At 68.7% G+C, this 22,112-nt stretch carries 13 protein-coding genes; 6 read left to right on the top strand and 7 right to left on the bottom strand.

The window, feature by feature from the left end; all coding sequences use genetic code 11:
* Positions 1–78 precede the first annotated feature (78 nt).
* Positions 79–570, top strand: a complete 492-nt coding sequence (locus M0G41_RS10675; protein WP_248209172.1) for an FKBP-type peptidyl-prolyl cis-trans isomerase — start codon at positions 79–81, stop codon at positions 568–570.
* A gap of 108 nt (positions 571–678) precedes the next feature.
* Here the strand turns inward: M0G41_RS10675 and parC are convergent, their stop codons facing one another.
* Entirely contained in the window at positions 679–2,928 is a 2,250-nt protein-coding gene (gene parC, locus M0G41_RS10670) for a DNA topoisomerase IV subunit A (RefSeq protein WP_248209170.1), read from the bottom strand.
* Between the two features lie 117 nt (positions 2,929–3,045).
* Here parC and M0G41_RS10665 point away from each other — a divergent pair, with 117 nt between their 5' ends.
* From M0G41_RS10665 to M0G41_RS10655, 3 genes are all read left to right on the top strand, one after another.
* Positions 3,046–5,988, top strand: coding sequence for an EAL domain-containing protein (locus M0G41_RS10665; RefSeq protein ID WP_248209169.1), 2,943 nt, complete (start codon positions 3,046–3,048; stop codon positions 5,986–5,988).
* Between the two features lie 108 nt (positions 5,989–6,096).
* Positions 6,097–7,425, top strand: a complete 1,329-nt coding sequence (gene rimO, locus M0G41_RS10660) for a 30S ribosomal protein S12 methylthiotransferase RimO (protein WP_248209167.1) — start codon at positions 6,097–6,099, stop codon at positions 7,423–7,425.
* The gene (locus M0G41_RS10655) at positions 7,425–8,231 is read left to right on the top strand and encodes a DUF3025 domain-containing protein (protein ID WP_248209165.1); all 807 of its coding nucleotides are present in this window, start codon (positions 7,425–7,427) and stop codon (positions 8,229–8,231) included. The genes rimO and M0G41_RS10655 overlap by 1 nt, the downstream gene beginning before the upstream one ends.
* 71 nt (positions 8,232–8,302) lie before the next feature.
* On the opposite strand, the gene M0G41_RS10650 is transcribed toward M0G41_RS10655, so the two are convergent.
* Complete coding sequence (locus M0G41_RS10650) at positions 8,303–9,658, bottom strand: Vgb family protein (protein ID WP_248209164.1); 1,356 nt, start codon at positions 9,656–9,658, stop codon at positions 8,303–8,305.
* Between the two features lie 120 nt (positions 9,659–9,778).
* Between M0G41_RS10650 and M0G41_RS10645 the strand changes: the two genes are divergently transcribed.
* Positions 9,779–11,959: a winged helix-turn-helix domain-containing protein gene (locus tag M0G41_RS10645; RefSeq protein ID WP_248209162.1), complete on the top strand. Its 2,181-nt coding sequence runs from the start codon at positions 9,779–9,781 to the stop codon at positions 11,957–11,959.
* On the opposite strand, the gene greB is transcribed toward M0G41_RS10645, so the two are convergent.
* Positions 11,946–12,467 carry a transcription elongation factor GreB gene (gene greB, locus M0G41_RS10640; protein ID WP_248209160.1) on the bottom strand — a complete coding sequence of 174 codons (522 nt, stop codon included), beginning with the start codon at positions 12,465–12,467 and terminating at the stop codon, positions 11,946–11,948. The genes M0G41_RS10645 and greB overlap by 14 nt on opposite strands.
* Positions 12,467–14,107 (bottom strand): AbgT family transporter, encoded by a 1,641-nt coding sequence (locus tag M0G41_RS10635; protein ID WP_248209158.1) that lies wholly within the window; start codon positions 14,105–14,107, stop codon positions 12,467–12,469. The genes greB and M0G41_RS10635 overlap by 1 nt, the downstream gene beginning before the upstream one ends.
* A 176-nt stretch (positions 14,108–14,283) precedes the next feature.
* On the opposite strand from M0G41_RS10635, the gene M0G41_RS10630 reads away from it, so the two are divergent.
* Positions 14,284–15,687, top strand: coding sequence for a hypothetical protein (locus tag M0G41_RS10630; protein ID WP_248209156.1), 1,404 nt, complete (start codon positions 14,284–14,286; stop codon positions 15,685–15,687).
* Between the two features lie 746 nt (positions 15,688–16,433).
* On the opposite strand, the gene M0G41_RS10625 is transcribed toward M0G41_RS10630, so the two are convergent.
* From M0G41_RS10625 to chrA, 3 genes are all read right to left on the bottom strand, one after another.
* Positions 16,434–19,037 carry a TonB-dependent receptor plug domain-containing protein gene (locus tag M0G41_RS10625; RefSeq protein ID WP_248209153.1) on the bottom strand — a complete coding sequence of 868 codons (2,604 nt, stop codon included), beginning with the start codon at positions 19,035–19,037 and terminating at the stop codon, positions 16,434–16,436.
* 210 nt (positions 19,038–19,247) lie between these two features.
* Complete coding sequence (locus M0G41_RS10620; protein WP_248209147.1) at positions 19,248–20,765, bottom strand: helicase HerA-like domain-containing protein; 1,518 nt, start codon at positions 20,763–20,765, stop codon at positions 19,248–19,250.
* Between the two features lie 46 nt (positions 20,766–20,811).
* Positions 20,812–22,104 carry a chromate efflux transporter gene (gene chrA, locus M0G41_RS10615; protein WP_248209146.1) on the bottom strand — a complete coding sequence of 431 codons (1,293 nt, stop codon included), beginning with the start codon at positions 22,102–22,104 and terminating at the stop codon, positions 20,812–20,814.
* Between the last annotated feature and the right edge of the window lie 8 nt (positions 22,105–22,112).

The raw sequence follows: 22,112 nt of genomic DNA, 5'->3' as shown, positions 1-22,112 counted from the left end.
GTTCCCCTTGTCCTGAGGGGCAAACACTAGACAATGCGCAGGGCCGGCGCCAGCGGGGCGCCAAACGGAACTTGCCTGATGACGCGATCAGAACGTGCAGCCCTGCCGGATCCCGGCACCCTTCTGAGGGCGCCGCGGCCGGCCGTCGCTGCGTTCGCCCTGCTGCTGGTCGGGCTACTCGCCTGCAGCGGCCCCGCCCCCAGCGGCCACGGCAGCATCGACAGCCTCCGCATCGAGGACACGCAGCCTGGCGAGGGCGCCCTGGCCGAGACCGGCATGCGGGTGACCGTGCACTACACCGGCTGGCTGTACGACGATCGCGAGCCGGACCGCCGGGGCGAGCAGTTCGACAGCTCCCGCGAGCGCGGCCGGCCGTTCACCTTCCTGCTCGGCGCCAAGCAGGTCATCCGCGGCTGGGACGAGGGCGTGCAGGGCATGCGCGTCGGCGGAAAGCGGATGCTCTGGCTGCCCTCGCTCTACGGCTACGGACCCCGCGGAGCTGGGAGCGCCATTGGCCCAGATGCCTCCCTCGTCTTCGAGGTGGAACTGCTGGCTGTGGAGGCGGACTGAAACGGATGCCCTTGGAGAACGCCGTTTCGTAGCGTGTAGGAGCCAGCTTGCTGGTGATCGGCGCATCGGAAGTCCTGATCGCCAGCAAGCTGGCTCCTACGCCGTCAGTTACCCTGCCTGCACGGCGTCGACGCGCTGGAAGCCCCGGGGCAGCTGGTTGCCGCGGGTGGCGCGGTTGCCACCATAGGCCTGCAGGTCGCGCCAGCTGAGGGTCAGCTTGCGCTGGCCACAGAACAGGGTCAGCTCGCCACCCTGCTTCACCGCAGCGATATGGCTGACCAGCTCATCGCCGCTCTTCAGCTTGGCCGGCGGGATCTGGATCAGCTTGTTACCCTTGCCCTTGTCGAGCTCGGGCAGCTCGGTGAGCGGGAAGACCAGCAGGTGGCCGCCGCTGGTGATGCTGACCAGTACGTCGGTGTCGGGATCGGTCACTGCGCTCGGCGCCAGCACCTCCGCGCCAGCGGGCACGGTGAGCAGCTGCTTGCCGGCCTTGTTGCGTCCGGTGAGGTTCTCGAAGCGGGTGACGAATCCGTAACCATGGCTGGTCGCCAGGACGAAGCGGGCATCGTTCTCGCCGGCCACCGCGGCGACGAAAGCGGCCCCCGAGGGCGGTGCGAAGCGCCCGGTCAGCGGCTCGCCGGCGCCGCGTGCGGAGGGCAGGGTATGCGCGGCGGTGGAATAGGCACGGCCGGTGGAGTCGAGGAAGGCCGCCTGCTGGTTGCTGCGCGCCCGGGCGAAGCTGAGCAGCTTGTCGCCCTCGCGGTAGCTCAGCGAGGCCGGGTCGATCTCGTGGCCCTTGGCGGCGCGCGCCCAGCCCTTCTCGGAGAGCACCACCGTCACTGGCTCGCTGGGCACCAGCTCGGTCTCGGAGATCGCCTGTGCAGCCTCGCGCTGCACCAGGGGCGAGCGGCGGTCATCACCGAACTTCTTGGCGTCGGCCAATAGCTCGTCCTTGACCTTCTTCTTGAGCTTGGCCGGCGAGGCCAGGGTCGCGATCAGCTGCTCGCGCTCCTTGCTGAGCTCGTCTTGCTCGCCGCGGATCTTCATTTCCTCGAGGCGGGCCAGCTGGCGCAGCTTGGTGTCGAGGATGTAGTCCGCCTGTTCGATGGTCAGCGCAAAGCGCTCCATCAGGACGGCCTTGGGCTCATCCTCGGTGCGGATGATGCGGATCACCTCGTCCAGGTTGAGGAAGGCGATCAGCAGGCCATCGAGCAGGTGCAGGCGGCGCTCGACCTTGTCCAGTCGATGCTTGAGCCTGCGGGTGACGGTATCGGTGCGGAAGCGCAGCCACTCGCCGAGCAGGGCCTTGAGCGGCTTGACCTGCGGCCGGCCATCCAGGCCGATGATGTTGAAGTTGACCCGGAAGCTCTTCTCGAGGTCGGTGGTGGCGAACAGGTGGCCCAGCAGGGCCTCGATATCGACCCGGTTGGAGCGCGGCACCAGCACGATGCGGGTCGGGTTGGCGTGGTCGGACTCGTCGCGCAGGTCTTCCAGCCAGGGCAGTTTCTTGCCGCGCATCTGCTGGGCGATCTGTTCCATCACCTTGCTCGGGCTCACCTGGTAGGGCAGGTCGGTGATGACCACGTTCTGTCCCTCGCGCTTCCAGGCCGAGCGCGCACGCACGCTGCCACCGCCGGTCTCGTAGAGCTTCAGCAGGTCGGCGGCGGGGGTGATGATCTCGGCCGCGGTGGGGTAGTCCGGGCCGCGAAGGTGCTCGCACAGGTCACGGGTTGTCGCGTCCGGGTCGTCGAGCAGGCGGATGCAGGCGCTGACGACCTCGTTCAGGTTGTGCGGCGGAATGTCCGTCGCCATGCCCACGGCAATGCCGGTGGTGCCGTTCAGCAGCAGGTGAGGCAGCCGCGCCGGCAGCCAGGAGGGCTCCTCCAGCGTACCGTCGAAGTTCGGTGACCAGTCGACGGTGCCCTGGCCCAGCTCGCCCAGCAATACCTCGGCGATCGGCGTCAGCTTGGACTCGGTGTAGCGCATCGCCGCGAACGACTTCGGGTCGTCGGAGGAGCCGAAGTTGCCCTGGCCGTCGATCAGCGGATAGCGGTAGGAGAAGGGCTGGGCCATCAGCACCAGCGCCTCGTAGCAGGCGGAGTCCCCGTGAGGGTGGAACTTGCCGATCACGTCGCCGACAGTGCGCGCGCTCTTCTTCGGCTTGGCGGTGGCGCCAAGGCCCAGCTCGCTCATCGCGTAGATGATCCGCCGCTGTACCGGCTTCAGGCCGTCGCCCAGAAAGGGCAGTGCACGATCCAGCACGACGTACATCGAATAGTCGAGGTAGGCGCGCTCGGCGTATTCGTGCAGTGGGATCTGCTCGAATCCGTGGAAGCTCGGTCGGGTGAGGTCGGTCATCTGCAGCCGGGTCCGGATGGGGCAGCCGCGCAGTATAGCGACGCGGCCAGATCCGCGGCTGGATACTTTGGCCCCAAGGGTCTAGAGTCGGACGACGCTCCCGCACTGGACCCTTGGATGGCCCCTCCCCAGCGCGCGCTGGAGGCGCTCTGCGCATCGCCCGTTCAGGCGCTGCACCTGATCGACCTGGCTTGCCGGATGGGGCAGCTGCAGCCGTGGAGCCTGATGCTGCACCCCGAACGCATCGCGCTCCGACCCGAGGCGGCTCAATTGCACGGGCTCCCGGGAAGCGGCCCTTGGCCGCTGCGGGAACTGCTCGGCTGCTATGACGAGGCTTCAGCTGAGCGGCTCGCGCACGCGATCCGGGCCTGCCTGCGCCACGGAGAGACCTTTGACCTGAGCTTGCCGCTCGAGGCCCTCGACGGCGAGCGGCTTTCGGTACGCTGGGCAGGACGCGCCGGCGACGAGGGCGTGGTCGGGGTGCTTCGGGACGACACGGCAGCAGCCGGCGAGTCCTGGCGGGAACGGACGCGGCAACGCTATCTCGCCGCCATGGCGGGCGGCGCGACCATGCGGCCGCTGCTGGCGTCGATGATCGAAAGCTTCGAGGCGCGCCATCCCGGTGCCATCGGCTCCATCCTGCTGGTCGATCAGGCGGCCGGAACGCTTCATCCCTGTGCCGCAGCCGGCCTGCCGGCTGACCTGCTGAGCAGGCTGGATGGCGTGCGGGTCGGCGGGGAGGCGGAAAGTGAAGGGCCTTGCGGCCTGGCGGCATACGGTGGCCAGCGGATCGTGGTGCCGGATCTGGCCGCGGATGCCCGCTGGCCCGGGTTCGCCGCACTGGCCGCACAGCACGGGCTGCATGCCTGCTGGTCGACGCCGGTACCCGACGTGAACGGTCGCGCGCTGGCGACCTTCGGCGTCTACTACCGCAGCCCACGCGGCCCCGGTCCTGGCGAACTGCGCGACATTGACGCGCTGGTCTCGCTGGTCGGTTTCGCGGTCAGCCAGTCAGCTCTGCTAGAGGACGTCCGCCACCTGCTCGACTCGGCGGCGGAGGTGATCTGCGTGTTCGATGACCATGGCCGCTTCGTGCGCGTCAACCGCGCCGCGGAGTCGCTGTGGGGACGCTCGCCGGAGTCGCTGGTCGGCGAGAGCGTCGACCTCCTGGTTCACCCTGACGACCGCGCCCGCACCCGGGAGGAGATGGCCAGGGTGATGGGCGGCATCCCTGCCCGCGAGTTTCCCAACCGCAATGTCACTGCCGACGGCCGCGTCCTGCACATGCTCTGGTCGGGCACCTGGTCGCCCGAGAACCGGCGCATGTACTGCTTTGGTCGCGATGTCAGCGCCCAGCGCCGGGCCCAGGCGCAGATGCGCCTGCTCGAACGCGCCGTCGAATCCAGCCGCAGCGGCGTGCTGATCGCTGACGCGCGCGCCGGGGACTTCCCCCTGCTCTATGCCAACGCCGCGATGGAGCGCATGACCGGCTACCCGCGCGAGGCGTTCGCGGGTCGAAACTGCCGGTTCCTGCAGGGCGCGGACCGCGATCAGCCGCAGCGCAAGCTGCTTCGTGAGGCGCTGAAGAAGGGCCGCGAGTGCAACGTGGTGCTGCGCAACTACCGGGCCGACGGCAGCCTGTTCTGGAACGAGCTGTCATTGACCCCGGTGCGCGACGAGGCCGGAGCAATCACCCACGTACTGGCCGTCAGCAACGACATCACCGAACGCCGGCGCTTCGAGGAGGATCTGGCCCGGGCGATCAGCCACGATGCGGTTACCGAGCTGCCGCGCTACGCGGCGCTGGAGCAGTCGGCGCTGCCGGGCAAGGCCGATGGCCAGGCTGACGGCGGCCGTTGGTGGCTGCTTTTCATCGATGTCGACCGCTTCCATGGGGTCAACGAAAGCATGGGCGACCAGATCGGCGATCTGGCGCTGCGCCAGATCGCCCAGCGGCTCCGCGACACCCTGGGCGGGAGCGGGCGGCTCAGCCGCTTCGCCGGCGACGAGTTCGTCGCCGTGGTGCCGCAGCTGGACCGGCAGGCGGTGGTTGAACTGGCCGAGTGCCTGCGCAGCGCCGTGGCAAGGCCGATCAGCGGGGCGCCGTTCGAGCTGCGACTGACCGCCAGCATCGGCATCAGCGGTCATCCCGAGCACGGCCGCACACCCGGTGAGCTGCTGCGCCGGGCCGAGGCGGCGATGGCCCAGGCCAAGCGCGAGGGCCGCGACGTGGTCTGCGTGTATTCCGAAGCCACCATGCAGGACTTCGAGGACCGCCTCTCGCTGGGCGTGCACCTGCGCGGCGCGGTCGAGCGCGACGAGCTGGAGCTTCACTACCAGCCGCAGTTCTCCGCAGAGGACGGCTCGCTTTCCAGCTTCGAGGCGCTGGTGCGCTGGACGCGCTCGCCGTTGGGTCCGGTGCCGCCCGGCCGTTTCGTTCCGATCGCCGAATCGCTGGGGCTGATGCCCCAGGTGGGCGGGCGGGTGCTGGAGCTGGCCTGCCGGCAGTGGCGCGCCTGGCAGGCGGCGGATCTGCCTCCGGTGCCGCTGGCGATCAATGTCTCGGCCCAGCAGATCCTCCGCGCCGATTTCGCCGCCCGCGTCGCCGAGACGCTCGCCGAGCACGAGATTCCCCGCGGCGCGCTGCAGTTCGAACTGACCGAAAGTTCGCTGATGGAAAGCCTCGACCGCGTCCGCGACACCCTCGACCGGCTGCGTGACCTCGGCATCAGCCTGGCGCTCGATGACTTCGGCACCGGCTATTCCTCGCTCGCCTACCTCAAGCGCTTCGCCTTCGACAAGCTGAAGATCGACCGCAGCTTCGTCTCCGACCTGCGCAGCGAGGGCAGCGACGCGGCCATCGCCCGCACCATCATCGCCATTGGCCACGAGCTGGGCATGCGGGTTTCCGCCGAGGGTGTCGAGACCGCAGAGCAGATGCGCCTGCTGCGCGGGCTGGGCTGCGACGAGCTGCAGGGCTTCCTGCTCGGGCGCCCGGAGTCCGCGGAATCGCAGCTGGAGCTGGTGCGGACAGGGCGCATCGCGCTCGACTCACTCTGAACGGACCTTACCGGCCGCCGCGCCCCGAGGATTTCCCGGCCTGCGCGGGCGCGTCGAATCCGGGATAATCCGCGGGTTCAGGGCCGTGTGGCCCCATCCGGATGTCCCATGCCCCAGCCCAATCCCAAAGTCGGCTTCGTCAGCCTTGGCTGCCCCAAGGCCCTGGTCGATTCCGAGCGCATCCTCACCCAGCTCAAGGTCGAGGGTTACGACATCGTGCCGACCTATGACGATGCAGACGTGGTGGTCGTCAACACCTGTGGTTTCATCGACTCGGCGGTGGAGGAATCCCTCGACGCCATCGGCGAGGCCCTGGCCGAGAACGGCAAGGTCATCGTCACCGGCTGCCTCGGCAAGCGTCCGGAGCAGATTCGCGAGGCGCACCCGGACGTGCTGTCGATCAGTGGTCCGCAGGACTACACCAGCGTCATGGACGCCGTGCACAAGGCCTTGCCGCCCAGGCACGACCCGTTTGTCGACCTGGTCCCCGACTATGGCCTCAAGCTGACGCCGAAGCATTTTGCGTACCTGAAGATTTCCGAGGGCTGCAACCATCGCTGCAGCTTCTGCATCATCCCCTCGATGCGCGGCGACCTGGTCTCGCGTCCGGTCGACCAGGTGCTGCGCGAGGCCGAGAAGCTGGTCCGCGGCGGCGTGCGCGAGCTGCTGGTCATCTCCCAGGACACCAGCGCCTACGGCGTCGACCTGAAGTATGCGTCGGGCACCTGGCGCGACAAGGCGCGCCGCACGCACATGCAGGACCTCTGCGAGGGCCTGGCCGAGCTGGACGTGTGGACCCGTCTGCACTACGTCTACCCGTATCCGCACGTCGACGAGATCATCCCGCTGATGGCGGAGGGCAAGCTGCTGCCCTACCTGGACATCCCGTTCCAGCACGCCAGCCCGCGCATCCTCAAGCTGATGAAGCGCCCCGGCGCCATCGACAAGGTGCGCGAGCGCATCCACCGCTGGCGCGAGATCTGTCCCGAGATCACCCTGCGCAGCACCTTCATCGTGGGCTTTCCGGGCGAGACCGAGGACGACTTCGAGCAGCTGCTGGACTTCATCGACGAGGTCGAGCTGGACCGGGTCGGTGCCTTCGCCTACTCGCCGGTCGAAGGCGCGGCTGCGAACGCGCTGCCCGATCCGGTACCCGAGGAGGTCAAGGCCGAACGCCTGGCCCGCTTCATGGCCCTGCAGGCCGAGATCAGCGAGGACAAGCTGGCGGCCAAGGTCGGCACTGTGCAGCAGGTGCTGGTCGACCTGGTCGATGGCGAACTGGCGATCGGACGCTCGAAGGCCGACGCGCCGGAGATCGACGGCACGGTGCAGATCCAGGATGGCGCCGAGCACGGCCTGCGCCCCGGCGACTTCGTCAACGTTCGGATCATGGGCAGCGACGAGCACGACCTCTACGGCCTGGTCGCCGAGGGCTGATGCGCTTTCGCGCGCCTCCGCGCGACGCGGTGCCGCCGGCCTGCTTCGATCACCCGGTCTTCGCCGACTTCGAGCGCTGGCGCGGCTTGCTCGAGGGCGAAGCCTGGCCGGACTGCGCGGCGCTGGAGTCGGCGGCGGCGGAGCAGGGCATGGACCTGCGCTTCGTTGCCCAATCGCCGGCGTTGCTCGAAGACGGCCTGCACTACGAGCAGCGCATCGCCGCCGGCCGTGGTATCGCCACCCGGGAAGCCAACTGGCACGACCTGCTGAATGCGCTGATCTGGCTGCGCTGGCCATCGGTCAAGCGGGCGATGAACGCCCGCCAGGCGGCCGACGTCGCCCGGCTGGGCAACAAGCAGCGTTCCCGCGGCCAACAGGCCCTGACCCATTTCGACGAAGCCGGTGTGCTGGTGCTGCTGCGCGATCGTGCGGCGCTCGATGACTGGGACCGCCACGCCTGGGACCGGCTGTTCCCGGCCCTGGCGGCGGAGGACGTTTCGGTCGTGGTGATCGGCCACGCCCTGCTTGAACACGCCCTCGAACCCGGACGTCTGCTGGTCGGTAAGGCGCTGGTAGTCATCGACCCCCGACTCGACCGCGAGGCGGCTGTGGGCCGGGTCTCCGCCGCCATCGCCTGCGGCGACCTGTTGCAGGATCCTCAAGAGATGCGCCCGCTGCCCCTGATGGGGCTGCGGGGCTGGCATCCCCGTGGCGGTGATCCCGGTTTCTGCCGCGAGGCAGAATGCTTCCAGCCGGTCCGCCCCGGACGCCGCTACCCCGACCCACTGGCGGCGCCCCTTCCGTAGAGCGCGGCTGACTGCGCTTTCGCAGGGCTCCAAGGCAGGCGAGCAGGCTCGCCTGTACCTATTGCCCCGAGCTACTTCGCCTCGGCCGCCGGCCGATGGGTGAACCACGCCGCCAGCACCACGCCGTCGGCCAGCACGTCGATAAACAGCCCCTCGCCGCTGCGCGCCGGTCCGCCGAACCAGGTGCCGGCCATCCACTCGTGGCCGCTGACGCTGGCGAAGCCTTCGGCCTGGCAGCGTTCGCTGGCTGGATTGGGCGCGATGCGTTCCAGCGGGTAGCCACCGTCACCAAAGCCGGCGCTGTCCGCCGCGCTTGAGGCCCAGCTGAACTCTCCGCTGTCGCAGCCGGTGAAGTCGATGCGCAGCCGGCCCCAGCGCTTTTCGGCCAGCTCGGCGGCATTGAAGCGATCACCGAAGCCGGTGCCGGTGCTGCTGAAAAGCTCCAGCTCCAGCCGTTTGCCCTCGGGCAGGCCGGCCCCCGTGACCCAGTACTGGCTGCCGATCTGGGCAGTGTCGAGCACCGGCTCGGGGGCCGCGGTGGGCGGGAGGATGGTCAGGAAGGTGGCGCCGCTCAGGCCGCCGCTGCCCGCCGGGACCAGGGTGCCGAGGCGCTGGCCAGTACGTGGGTCGACCCGCTCGACCCGATCGCCACCGAAACCGGTGACCAGGAGGTTGCCGTCGGCCGCGTAGGCCATGCCGTTGGGACCGAACTCGAACTGCGCCAGGCGGCGGTCGAATCGTCCGTCGCGGTGGTAGCGCAGGATCTCGCCAGAGCCCTCGCTGCTGACCAGCACGCCGCTTCCGTCCGGCTCGAAGAGGATGCCGCGGGTGCGGAGCAGCCCGCCCGAGCCGCTGGCGATGAAGGTCTCGCTGCGACCGGTGGCCGGATTCCAGCGGATGACGTTGTGGCTGTCGAATCCGGGCACGTAGAGCAGGCCGTCCGGGCCGAACACAAGTCCGTTGTCGACGCCATTGGCGCCATCCGCCCGGCGAACGACCTCGCCCTTGGCGGCGCCGGTCTGGCCATCGAAGCGGAATACCGAATCGCTGTTGTAGCCGCCGAGGTACATGTCGCCGTCGGGGCCGAAGGTGACCCCTGTGATCCCGGGGTTGCCGGTCACGCTGACGAAGAAGTCCACGAACTCGAAGCTGTCGGCGCGGTAGCGCACGATGGTGTTGCTGCCTTCGGCCACCACGTAGAGCAGGCCGTCGCGCTCGCGCACCGCCTGGGCGCCATTGAGGCGGGTGCGCGCATCCAGCTCGCGCAGGAAGCCGCCGGTACAGCCGTCATAGACATGCACCGTGGAGTGGTAGCCGGAGACCAGCAGCCTTTCGCAATCGGCGCGGGCGGGCGAGGGGACGCCTAGAATGGTGAGGCAGGCGGCTAGGCCGGCAAGGCCGCGCAGCACGGTGGGAAGCGTTCGCATGGGCTGGTCTCCAGCTGGTCGATGACCGCGGCAGCATCCGCTCAGGCTGCTCCAGGTGCCTGATCTTGATCGGAATTCGATCTCCTTTTTTTCTCCATTCGAGGCGGGGACGGCCAAGTAGTGCAGGACGCGGACGACAGCAGACAGCCAGCGGCTGGCCCGGCATCGGAGACCCTTCGGATCGGCGACTGGCTGCTGGTGCCCTCGACCCACACGCTCAGTCGGGGAGGCGAGAGCCATCGGCTGCCGCGTCGCCTGGTCGATCTGCTGGCCTGTCTTGCCAGTCGGCCGGGCGAAACCTTTTCCCGCGAGGCCCTGCTGGAAGCGGTCTGGGCGCGGAAGGTGGTCGGCGACGAGGTGCTCTCCCGGGCCATCGCCGAGCTGCGAGGTCTTCTGGGCGACGACGCACGTTCGCCGCGATACATCGAAACCCTGCCCAAGACCGGCTACCGGTTGCTGGTGCCGGTGATGCGCATGGCGGGCGAGGCCGATGCGATAGCGACTCGCGACCCGGCCGCGCCGGTTGAGGTCAGCGAGCTTACAGCGGACACCAGTACACCGCCCCCCGCCGCGTCGGGGCGTCTGGCAGGTGTGATCGTCGGCCTGCTGCTGGTCTCGGTCCTGATTGCCCTGGCGGGCTGGTGGGCCTGGTCCGGAAAGGAGGGTCAGACCTCGGCCACGCCTGAGTCGACCGGCTGGACCGCGGCCGATCTGGTTCGCGAGCACCCGTTTCGCAGCGGCCCGCATTGGGGTTGGCAGCCGCGATACTCGCGCGATGGGCGCTGGCTCGCCTATGCGATCAACGATCTCGAGACCGGCGAGAGCTGGCTCGAGTGGGCGACCGCTGATGGCAGTGCTCCGCGGCGCATCGAAGGCGGGGTGGGCCGGCTGGCCGCGCCGGTCTTCTCGCCCGACGGCACGCGACTTGCGTTCACTGCATGGGACGGGTCCGATTGCACCCTGCGCGTGGTCGACCTCCCCGCAGGGCTGCCCAGAGACCTCGGACCCTGCGGCGGCAGCCAAAGCTATCCGCTTGACTGGCCGCGCGAGGATCGTCTGCTCTACACCGGCCCGTCGGGGGACGAAGCGGGGCCTGCTGCGCTGTGGCGCACCGACCCGTCGACCGGACAGAGTGCGCGACTGACCACGCCACCGCCCACCGCACTGTATGACAGCCACCCGCGGCAGAACGCCGCGGGCGATATCGCCTTCCTGCGCGGCCCCCATGGACAGCGCGAGCTGTGGCTGCGCCAAGGGGACTCCGAGCGCCGCCTGCTGCCGGGAGCGCACCGGATTCCCGATCTTGCCTGGACCGCAGACGGCCGCGCACTGATCGTGGCCAGCGATCGCGATGGGTTCCCGGCCCTGCATTGGCTGAATCCTGTCACGGGCGAGCTGCGCCTTCTTGGCGGACGCGGCGCGGCGACCCTGGACATCGGGCCGGATGGCAGCCTGCTGTACGAACGCCGCCGCTATGACGCCAACCTGTGGCGCTACAGCGAGGGGGGCGAGCCGGAGCGTGTGACCGATTCGACCCGCTACGAGGCCTTCGCCGCCCCCTCGCCTGACGGCGACGCCCTGGTCTACGTCAGCAACCGCGATGGAAATGGTTCAGTCTGGTGGCAGCGCGGAGCGACTGAACACAGGCTTTCACTTCCCGATGCCGAAGCCTGGGTGCGCCCGCAGTGGCTCGACGCCCGGCACCTCTTGTTGACCCGCTATGTTGCCGGCGGCCAGACGCGCATCGAGGTCTTCGACCTGGCCGGCCAGCGCCTGCTCGACGCGCACCCGCTGGCCGGGCCGGGCTTCGCTGCTCAGCCGCTCGGCGGCGAGCGGATCCTGTATGCACGCGGCCACGGCGACAGCGCCGGGATGCGCCTTTGGCTGCGCGATGCCACGGGCGAGCGTGAGCTTGGCGCCGCGCGGGCGGTGGCCGACTTCCACGCCGGCGATGGCTGGATCGCCTGGGAGTCACGCGGAGACACCCACTGGCAGCTGCTGCAGGTCGATGCGCTCGACGAGCCGCCTCAGCGCCTGCCCCTGCCCGCAACGCTTGGCGCCTGGGGACTGCACGCGGGCCGGCTGGTCTACGCAGCCCGCGAAGGGGAGAGCTGGGCGTTGTTCCTGCAGCCCCTCGATGGATCGCCCGCGAGCCGCTGGCTGGAGCTGCGAGGGGCGCCGGCCGACGGCCGGGTGGTGGTCGACAGCGAGGGCACCCATGCCATCCTCAGCCACGTCGATGCCTTCTCCACCGACCTGATGCGGGTACCGCCGGCGCCGCGGGGCGTCAGCCCGGACTAGCCGCCAGCAGGGCATAGCCGACGCCGGCGATGACGAAGTGTCGTCGGCCGCCGGGCAGTTCGACGCCGATCTCGTCGTCCACCGCCCGCCCCAGCAGCGCGCGCGCCAGTGGCGAGTCGATGCTGATCCAGCCTTGCCGCGCCTCGGTTTCGTCGGGTCCGACGATGCGATAGGCGAACGTCTCACCGCTGTCGGCATCCTCGAGTTCCAGTTCCGCGCCGAACCAGACCCGCTCCGGATGCGAGGGCGGCTGTTCCACCACCTTGAGCTGGGGCAGGCGGCGGGTCAGGTAGCGCACTCGGCGGTCGATCTCGCCGAGCTGCTTCTTGCGGTAGGTGTACTCGGCGTTCTCCGAGCGGTCGCCCTCGGCCGCGGCGGCGGCCAGGGCCTTGACCACCTCAGGTCGTTCCACCCGCCACAGTCTGTCGAGCTCGGCCTTGAGCCGCTCGAAGCCGGGGCGGGTGATGATCGCGGTCGAGGCCTCCGCGGGCGGACGCCAGCGCCCCATCAGGTGCCGGGTGCGACCGGAATGTACTGCAGCGGTGCCCCCGGCCCGATCGGCAGGTCGAAGGCCAGCCAGAGCACGAACAGCGCGGTCCAGCCGATCATGAATACCACCGAATAGGGCAGCATCACCGAGATCACCGTGCCGATGCCGGCGCGTGGCTCGTAGCGCTGCAGGAAGGCGATGATCAGTGCGAAGTAGCTCATCATCGGGCTGATGATGTTGGTCACCGAGTCGCCGATGCGGTAGGCGATCTGGGTCAGCTCCGGCGAGTAGCCGAGGATCATGAACATCGGCACGAAGATCGGTGCCATCAGCGCCCACTTGGCCGAGGCCGAGCCCATGAACAGGTTGGCCACCGCGGTGAGCAGGATGAAGCCGCCCATGATGATGATCTTGGCCAGCACCCAGCGCCATCCGCTGGTGTCGCCGCTATCGCCGAGTACGAAGGTGCGCAGCGAATCCAGCAACTGAGCGCCCTCAACCGCGAACACGAGGCCGAGCTGGGTCCAGTTGAAGTAGGCGACGAACTGCGCGGCGAAGAAGGTCAGGACAAGGTAGACGCCAAGCGTCGACATGCTCTGGCCCATGCCCTTGATGACGTCGGTGTCGTTCTTTACCGTGCCGGCGACCGCGCCGTAGGTGACGCCGGTGACCACGCCGTAGAGGAAGATCATCGCCACCACGCTGCTCAGCAGCGGCGAGCTCAGCAGGTCTCCGGTGGTCGGGTCGCGCATGAAGCCCGCGCCCCAGAACAGGCCCTGGGGCAGGGCCGCCCAGACCAGTACAAGGGTGATCAGCAGGGCCGCTGCGGTGGCCCACTTCAGGCCTCGCCATTCCTCAGGCTTCAGCCGCTGCGCCTCGGGGTCCTGCTCGGGCTTGGCGGCGCCGTCTTCCTCGGGGTTGCGTGTCGGGCCGTCGGGGAAGCGCGGGGCAACGATGCGTTCAGTGACCAGCCAGCCGAGCAGGGTCACCACCGGTGTCGAGGCGATCATGAAATACCAGTTGGCTACCGGGGTCACGGTGTAGCCGGGATCGATGATCCGCGAGGCCTCCTGTGACAGGCCGGCCAGCAGCGGATCGATGGTGCCGATCAGGAGGTTGGCCGAGTAGCCGCCCGAGACGCCGGCGAAGGCCGCCGCCATGCCGAGGATCGGATGGCGGCCGGCTGCGAGGAAGATCAGGCCGGCCAGCGGCACCAGCAGCACGTAGCCGATCTCGCTGGCCATGTTCGACATCACGCCGGCGAAGACCATCACCGGGGTCAGCAGGTAGCGCGGTGAGCTCAGCACCAGCAGACGCAGGGCCGCGCCGATCAGGCCGGAGTGCTCGGCCACGCCAATGCCGAGCAGCGCCACCAGCACAGTGCCCAGCGGGGCGAAGCTGGTGAAGTTGGTCACCATGCTGGTCGACATGCGGTGCAGGCCTTCCAGCGAGAGAAGGTTCACCACCCTGATGGACTCGCCCGTCGCCGGATGCGGGGCGCTGACGTCAAAGTAGGCCGCAATGCCGGACAGCAGCACCACGATCGCGGCCAGCAGGGCGAACAGCGTGGCCGGGTGGGGCAGGGCATTGCCGCCGCGCTCAACGATATTCAGGAAGCGGTCGATGGCGGACTTGCGCGGGGCAACGGCGTCGGTCATGCAGCACTCCGGAGGGATACCAGGCGGCGCGCAGTCTAGCAGCCCGCGCCGGGAGCGCCGGGTGCGGCGCAGCATCGCCGGCTTGCGGTAACCTCCCCGCGCACCTGGGAGGGGATGGCATGGTCGAGAAGGCGGATACGCAAGTGGCGGGCGTCGATGAGACAAGAGCCGGGAGGGTGAGCTTCGAGCGCCTGCGCGAGCGCACCGACGAGCTTGAGCTGATCATCTCGGGCCTGTCCCTGTTTGCCCTGGTTTCGATGCCGGGCTGGCTATGGAGCGCCTACGAGACCTATGTGCCGCGGATGAGCCTCGGTATCGCCGCGGCCAGCGCCGTGCTGGTGCCGATCGCCAGCGCGATGTGCCTCACGATGGCCCTGCTGTTCGTCCTCCACCTGGCGGTGCGGGCCCACTGGGTGGGCCTGATCGGCCTCAAGGCGGTGTTCCCTCACGGTGTGCGCTGGGAACGCATCGGTGGCATTGGCCGGCTGACCACCGCACGCTTGCGCCGCCGTCTGCCCAGCCTTGACCAGGGCATCGCCCGAGCCGATCTGGTCGCATCGACGCTGTTCTCGCTCATTACCTTCTCGGCCATGGCGCTGGCCGTGCTCGGCTTCTGGCTGTTGCTGCTGTTCCTCATCGCCGGAATGTTCGGACCGGCGCTGGGTGGAACCAATACCTTCGTCAACACTGCGATGGGTTGGTTCATCCTCTTCTTCTTCGGGGCACCATTGCTACGCTGGCTGCTTGATGGTGTGCTGCTGCGCTGGCTTCCCGAGCGCATGCAGGTCGCTCCGCTTCGGGCGCTCGTTCACCTCGCGGCCTGGGTCGAGGGACTGTTCTTCCCGGCACGGCTGCTCGGCAGCATCCGGCTCACACTGCAGAGCAATCTGTCCCCGCGGCTGTTCTTCATCCTGTTCATGGCCGGGGTGATGGGTGTCACGGTGCTGGCGAACATATCGTTCCAGCGGGCGCGGCAATTCGATGCGCTCGATTCGCAGCGTTACGTTACGGGCGGAGACATCGCCGGAGGGATGCGGAGCGCCTATTACGAGTCGCAGCGCATCGGTCGCGATGCGCTGCTGCCGCGCCCGTTGATTCCGGATCCGGTCATCGAAACTGCCTGGCTCCCACTGTTCCTGCCCTACGTGTCCCTGCTCGACGACCCGCTGCTGGATCGACGCTGTGCCCCGCGCGAAGAGGGAGCCGGTCCCGCCTTTGGCTTCGACCCTTCCGACAGCGACGCCGAAGCCATCGAACGCGAGGCGCGGCGCGACGCCGCTGCGAGGTCTGCGGCCGATTGCCTGAGCAGCATCTGGGAGGTCAGTCTCGACGGCCGACCGCAGTCGCTGGAGGGTTTCATGGTCACGGAGCGCGCCGATCTCGGTCTGCGCGGGCTGTCGGGCTGGCTGCCGCTCAATGGCCTGACGCCGGGCCCCCACCGTCTGGTGATCGTCTGGCGGCCGCGCCCCGAGCAGGACGAGCTGGTCGAGGACTACGTACCGCAGCGCATGCGCCACGTGATCCCGTTCCTGTGGTCGCCCGAGGCCGCGGCGCTGCCGGCAGAGCCGCCGCTGCCCTAGCCCTGCTGCGGGCCTTCCACGACCTCCCGACAGTTGTCGCCGCAGGGAACGCGTTATCCCGGCGCCTATCTTGCCGTTCGCCCATGTGCATCGAATTGGCCGGGTCTCGTTGAAGGGCGAGAACGCAGTCGAATGCGACGGGATCCATGCGCGCAAGAAGGGCGCGAAGCAGACCTTCCGCAAAACCCGAATGTAGGAGCCAGCTTGCTGGCGATCCTCCCGTCCGGGGGCGCCTATCGCCAGCAAGCTGGCTCCTACATTCAACGGCGATGCAAGGTCCGGTCTGCGCCGCCAAGTAGACCTTGCCGCAGTCAAATTGTGGGAGCGCCCTCGGGCGCGACCGCTGCGCTACGGATTCACCACAGACCGAGGCCACAGCGAATTTCCGCTGTCGCGCCCAAGGGCGCTCCCACAGTCGGGCTTCGTTGGGCGTCAGCGAAGTTCCTTGGCGCAAGGATACGGGCGTTCGGACGGTATGCCCGGTGCGGCAAGCCGCACCCTATGAATGTCTTCTTTGCGCCCTGTGTTCGCCATGGGAGACTGGCAACGCCGGTGGGACCGGGGCCGGGTGCCGCGCGGGACGCTTTCCGCGCATGTTTCAAGCTCTTCGTGCCGGATCCCCGGGGCGGCCTCGAATCGGGCCTCGGGTTTCCCAACGGAGTCCGCCAGCGTCAGGGCCTGGAGCGTGGCTCCGGATGGCGGAAGCCTCCCGCGGCGGCAGGGCGCCGCCGCGGGTCGGGCAAGGGCTAGAAGTCGTAGCCGACGCGCAGGTAGTAGAAGCCGCCGTTGAAGCCCCACGGGGTGTGCGCCGGGTACTCGGCACCGACCACCGCTTCGCCGTACGGGTTCTTTTCCGGGTACTTGTCGAACAGGTTCTGCGCGCCGACACGCACGTAGGCCCCGTTGTCGAAGTTGTAGCCGACTTCGGCGTCGACGATCACCGCGCTGTCGCCGTAGATCGGCAGGCAGTCCGGGCCGACCACGCAGCCGGAGTCGACATGATCCTCGTAGAACGATCCGTAGTAGCCGAAGCGCAGGTTGCCGGTCCAGTTGTCGCGGACGTGGTTGATCGAGAACGTGCCCTTGGTGCTGGGCAGGGAGTCCTCGAGGATCTGCACGCGAGCCTCGCCGATGATCTCCGGGGTGAACTTGTCGACCTCGGTCTCGTTCCAGTTCGCCGCCAGCGAGTATGTGGTCTCGCCGCCGAAGTGGTCGGTGGCGTAGCTGACCACCAGGTCGACGCCCTGGGTCGTGGTGTCGAAGTCGTTGATGAAGAAGCGCACGGTGCTGAACGACAGCGCATCACGGACGCCCGCGGCGAGCAGCTCGGCACGGTCCTGATCGGTGAGGTTGAAGTTCGTGCTCTGGGCGATGCGGTCGTCGACCTCGATCTGGTAGGCGTCGAGGGTGGCCAGCCACGGGCCTTCCGCCCAGACCAGGCCCAGCGAGATGTTGGTCGACTCTTCCGGCTGCAGCTGTCGGCCGCCGAAACGCTGCGCCACCGGGCTGGTCGGAGACAGGGTCGCGGTGTCACGCAGCTCGCCGTCGATGAACTGGGTCGTGACCTGGGTGACGTTCGACTGACCCGGCGTCGGCGCGCGGAAGCCCGTGCTGACGGCCCCGCGCAGGGCGAAGGCGTCGGTGACCTGCAGGCGCGAGGTCAGCTTCCAGTTGGTGGTGGTGCCGAAGTCCTCGAAGTCCTCGAAGCGTACGGCGCCTGCCATCAGGAAGTTCTCGGTGAAGCTGAACTCCGAGTCGACGTAGACGGCGTAGTTGTCGCGCGAGAAGGTGCCGGCCTGCCGCGGGTTGAAGCCCGGGAAGCCGTTGGAGCCGATCAGGAAGCCCTGCGAGGCCAGCGGGCCGACCTCGAACGAGGCCTGGTCGCCGGCGATGACCTCGAACTCCTCCTCGCGGTATTCGAGACCGGCGGCGAGGTTCACCGGGTAGGCGGTGAAATCGGTGTCGATGCTCTTGGCGAAGTCGGCGTTGAAGCTCTGTTCGTTCTGGATGTTCGAGCCCGGACGGAAGGTCAGGCCCGCCGGCTGATTCGGGCCGAGCGAGGCATTGATGGTGTTCAGCAGGTAGAAGTCCACCTCGCTGCGACCGTAGGAGGCACTGAAGTCGTAGCGGATGCCGTTGGACCATTCGCCACGGGCGCCGGCGACGAGGGAGCGGTCGCGGACGATGCCGCCAAAGCGCGGGGTGAAGCCGCCGGGCAGGGTGGAGAAGAAGGTGAAGCAGTTGCTCGGCAGACCCTGGACCGCGCTGTTGATGGCGTTGAACGGGCGCAGGTTGCCGCTGGCATCGCGCAGGGCGATGGTCGGGCAGCCGGCGCCGGAGAGGTCGCCGATCAGCAGGGTCTCGCCGCCATCGGCGGTATAGACGCCCGAGCGCGAGGTCGGATTGCGGTAGTAGAAGCCGCCGTCAACGTCGCGCGAGGCGGCATTGCCGAACAGGTAGTACTCGACGTTCTCGCCGAGCAGGCCGAGGTTGGCGACGAACTTGAAGTCGCGGTTGACCTCGGGCGAACCCCAGATCTGCGCCGGGTTGTTGACGAAGGGGTTGCCGCTGGCGGCCACCGCGGCGGCGTCGCCGCGCTGCACGCTGCGCGAGGTCGGGTCGGCTTCCTTCCACTCGGCGGTGAAGGTCGCGTAGCCGTTCTCGGTGAGGTGCGAGCCGATCTGGGCGGCGTACTGCAGGGTGTCGCCATCGCCCTCATAGTGCTCACCCCAGAAGGCCTCGAAGGTGCCGCCTTCGGTGCGCTTCTTCAGGGTGAAATTGATCACGCCGGCAATCGCATCGGAGCCGTACTGGGCCGCGGCGCCATCACGCAGCACTTCGACCTGCTCCAGCGCCAGGGACGGGATGACCGATACATCGGGGCCCTGCGAGCCGTCGGACAGACCGTGGCCGAGGAAGGTGATGACCGCCGAGCGATGGCGGCGCTTGCCATTGACAAGCACCAGGGTGCTGTCCGGCGGCAGGCCGCGCAGGTTGGCCGGGCGGACCAGGGTGGCCGCATCGTCGATCGGGACAATGCTGACCTGGTAGGAGGGCACCAGCACGCGCAGCTGGTCAAGCACATCGGTGGCGCCCTGGTTGCGGAACTCACCGACCGAGATGATGTCGATCGGGACCGCGGAATACTGTTCTGAACGTGGTTGGCCGCGTGAGCCCAGCGCCGACACCACCTCGAGCGTGGTCGCCTCGTCGCGATCCGGCTCCTCGCTGTTCTCGTCCTGGGCCAGCAGTGGCGTGGCAAGCGCCATCGAGGCCATGCCGTAAAGCGCCCAGCGGACGCAGCGGGTCAGCGCCTTCGGCACGCCGGGCGTGCCAGGGTGGATCTTCATTCGTTGTGCTCCCCATTGCATGAGCGCGACAACCGCGGCGTCCCACTGCCGCTCCTTCGTCCCACCTGCCCGTCGCGCGAGGACAGGCGGTCCCGATATTCACAAACGTTTAACTGAAACGCAATCGGTCCGGTGCCTCACCGGCATGCCGCGGAGCCACCGGCCGCGCCCGGGGTCTCGACCCATTGAAGGGCCCGCGCGCCGGAGCGCCTAACGCCGCCGCCCACCGCCACTCAGTCCGCCGAGGATTCCGCGCAGCAGCTGCTTGCCGAGCTGGTTGCCCATGGTCCTCATGGTCGATTTCGCCATCGCCTCCACCGCGCCCTGGCGCCGCGAGGTCCCGAACAGCCACTCATTGACCTTCTTGCCGAATCCGGAGGACTCGCCCGCCGGCTGTGCCGGAGGCGCCTGGCCGGGCGCTGGGTTCGGGGCGGGCGCAGCGGGCACGGCGGCAGCCTCGGCCCGGCGGGCCAGGATCTCGTGCGCCGACTCCCGATTGACCGCCTGGTCGTAGCGCGCGCCCACCGGACTGCGCGAGCGCACGGTGGAACGCTCGGCTTCGGTGATCCCGCCCATCCGGCAGCGCGGTGGGGCCATCAGCACCCGCTGAACCGGCATGGGGATGCCCTTGTCCTGCAGCGTGGAGACCAGCGCCTCACCGACTCCGAGCTGGGTAATCGCCGCGGCGACGTCGAGGGGTGGGTTGGGAACAAAGGTCTCGGCCGCCGTGCGCACGGCTTTCTGGTCGCGAGGCGTGAAGGCGCGCAGCGCATGCTGGATGCGGTTGCCAAGCTGGCCCAGTACCTCGTTCGGCACGTCATCGGGGTTCTGCGAGCAGAAGTACACGCCGACGCCCTTGGAGCGGATCAGCCTCACCACCTGTTCCACACGCTGCTGCAGGGCCGGCGGGCAGTCGTCGAACAGCAGGTGCGCCTCGTCGAAGAAGAACACCAGTTTCGGCTGTTCCAGATCGCCGACCTCGGGCAGGTTCTCGAACAGTTCGGAGAGGAGCCAGAGCAGGAAGCTCGAGTACAGGCGCGGGCTGAGGATCAGCTTGTCCGCGGCGAGCACGTTGATGACGCCCCGTCCGGACATGTCCTGGCGCATCAGGTCGGCCAGCTCGAGCGCCGGTTCGCCGAAGAACTGCTTGCCGCCATCGCCATCAAGGCGCAGCAGGGCGCGCTGGATGGCGCCGATCGAAGGAGTGCTGACCAGTCCGTAGCGCTCCGAGACCATTTTGCGCTCCTCGGCGATGAAACCGAGCAGGGAGCGCAGGTCGTCCAGATCGAGCAGCAGCCAGCCGTTGTCGTCGGCCAGCCGGAAGGCGATCTCAAGTACGCCGCTCTGGGTATCGTTGAGCTCCAGCACCCGGGCCAGCAGGGTCGGACCCATCTCGGTCACGGTGGTGCGCAGCGGGTGGCCCAGCCGGCCGTAGAGATCCCAGAACACCACCGGGCTGGGCTCCGGGCGCCAGTCGGGGATGCCGATCGTATCGAGCCGGGCCTGCAGCTTCTCCGAGTGTTGCCCGGCTGCGGCGAGCCCGGACAGGTCGCCCTTCACATCGGCCAGGAACACCGGCACGCCCAATCGCGAGAACTGCTCGGCCATCACCATCAGGGAGACCGATTTGCCGGTGCCGGTGGCACCTGCAATCAGGCCATGCCGGTTGCCGAAGCGGGTCAGCAGGTGGACCGGAGTGTCGCCTTTGCCGAGCAGCAGGGAATTCATGGTCAGTCCCGTCGGAGCCAGCGCGCAGTCTAGCCCGGCCGAGGCCTCAGGCGGCTCCGCTCAGCCACCACTGCAGCAGGGCGACCCCTGCTGCCGCGCCCAGGCAGAACACCACGCCCCGGTGCAGGGCGAACAGCAGCAGCGCGCCGGTCAGGGTCGGCAACACGGTGGACAGGCGGAAGCTAGCCGGGTCAGGTACAGCCAGCTGCAGCGACGCCCAGTCGATCGTGTCCACCTCGCCGAAGAACAGGTGCAGGGCGAACCACAGCGCCACCTGGGCGATCACGCCGAGCACCGCGGCGGTGATGCCCTGCAGCGCCGCCCGCGCACGGGGCTGGGCGGCCAGCCATTCGACCCGCGGCGCCCCGGCGAGGATCCAGACGAAGCTCGGCAGGAACAGCACCCAAAGGGCGATGCCGCTGGCGGCCAATGCCATCCACAGCGAGGGCGACTCGCCGGCCTGGGCCCCGGCCATGAAGGCCACGAACTGCAGGACGAGGATCAGCGGGCCGGGCGTGGTTTCGGCCAGCCCAAGCCCGTCCATCATCTGCGCCGTGCTCAGCCAGCCGTTGACCTGCACCGCCTGCTCGGTGACGTAGGCGAGTACGGCATAGGCGCCACCGAAGGTGACCACCGCCAGTTCGGAGAAGAGCAGGGCAATGCGGGTCAGCAGATGATCGTCGCCCAGCGTCAGCCACAGCGTCGCCAGGGGAAGCAGCCACAGCAGCAGGGCGATCAGGGCGGGGCGCAGCGAGGCGCGCCCGATGCGGTCGGGATCCGCCTGCGCCTTGCCGGGGCCGCTGGTGTCCACGCCGCGGTGCAGGGCAAGACCGGCCAGCGCCGCAGCGAGCAGCACCAGCGGGAAGGGCAGGGCCCGGGTAGCCACGGCCAGGAAGGCCAGGATCGCTATCAGCGCGCTGCCCGATCCGTTGAGCGCGCGCCGGGCCACCCGCATCAGCGCCTCGATGACGATGGAGATGACCGCGCACTGCACGCCGAACAGGGCGGCCTGGGCCGGGGCCAGGTCCTGCGCCGCGACGTAGGCGAGGCAGATCGCGGCGATCAGCATGGCGCCGGGCAGGAAGAACAGGCTGCCGGCGATGACCGCCTGCCATGGACCGCCGCGCCGCCACCCGATATAGGTCGCCAGCTGCTGCGCCTCGGGGCCGGGCAGCAGCATGCAGAAACTCAGGCCCGAGGCGAAGCCGCGCTCGTCGATCCAGCCCCGCTGTTCGACCAGTTCGCGATGCATCAGCGCGATCTGGCCGGCCGGGCCGCCGAAGGAGAGCAGGCCGATGCGCAGCCAGGTCTTCCAGTCGTCTCGGGTATCGGCGGCCATGCAAGGCT

It is taken from the genome of Pseudomarimonas salicorniae, from assembly GCF_023156535.1.
Classification (GTDB): domain Bacteria; phylum Pseudomonadota; class Gammaproteobacteria; order Xanthomonadales; family Xanthomonadaceae; genus Pseudomarimonas; species Pseudomarimonas salicorniae.
The sequence above is the reverse complement of the archived record's forward strand: the minus strand, read 5'-3'. Positions and strand labels throughout refer to the sequence as shown.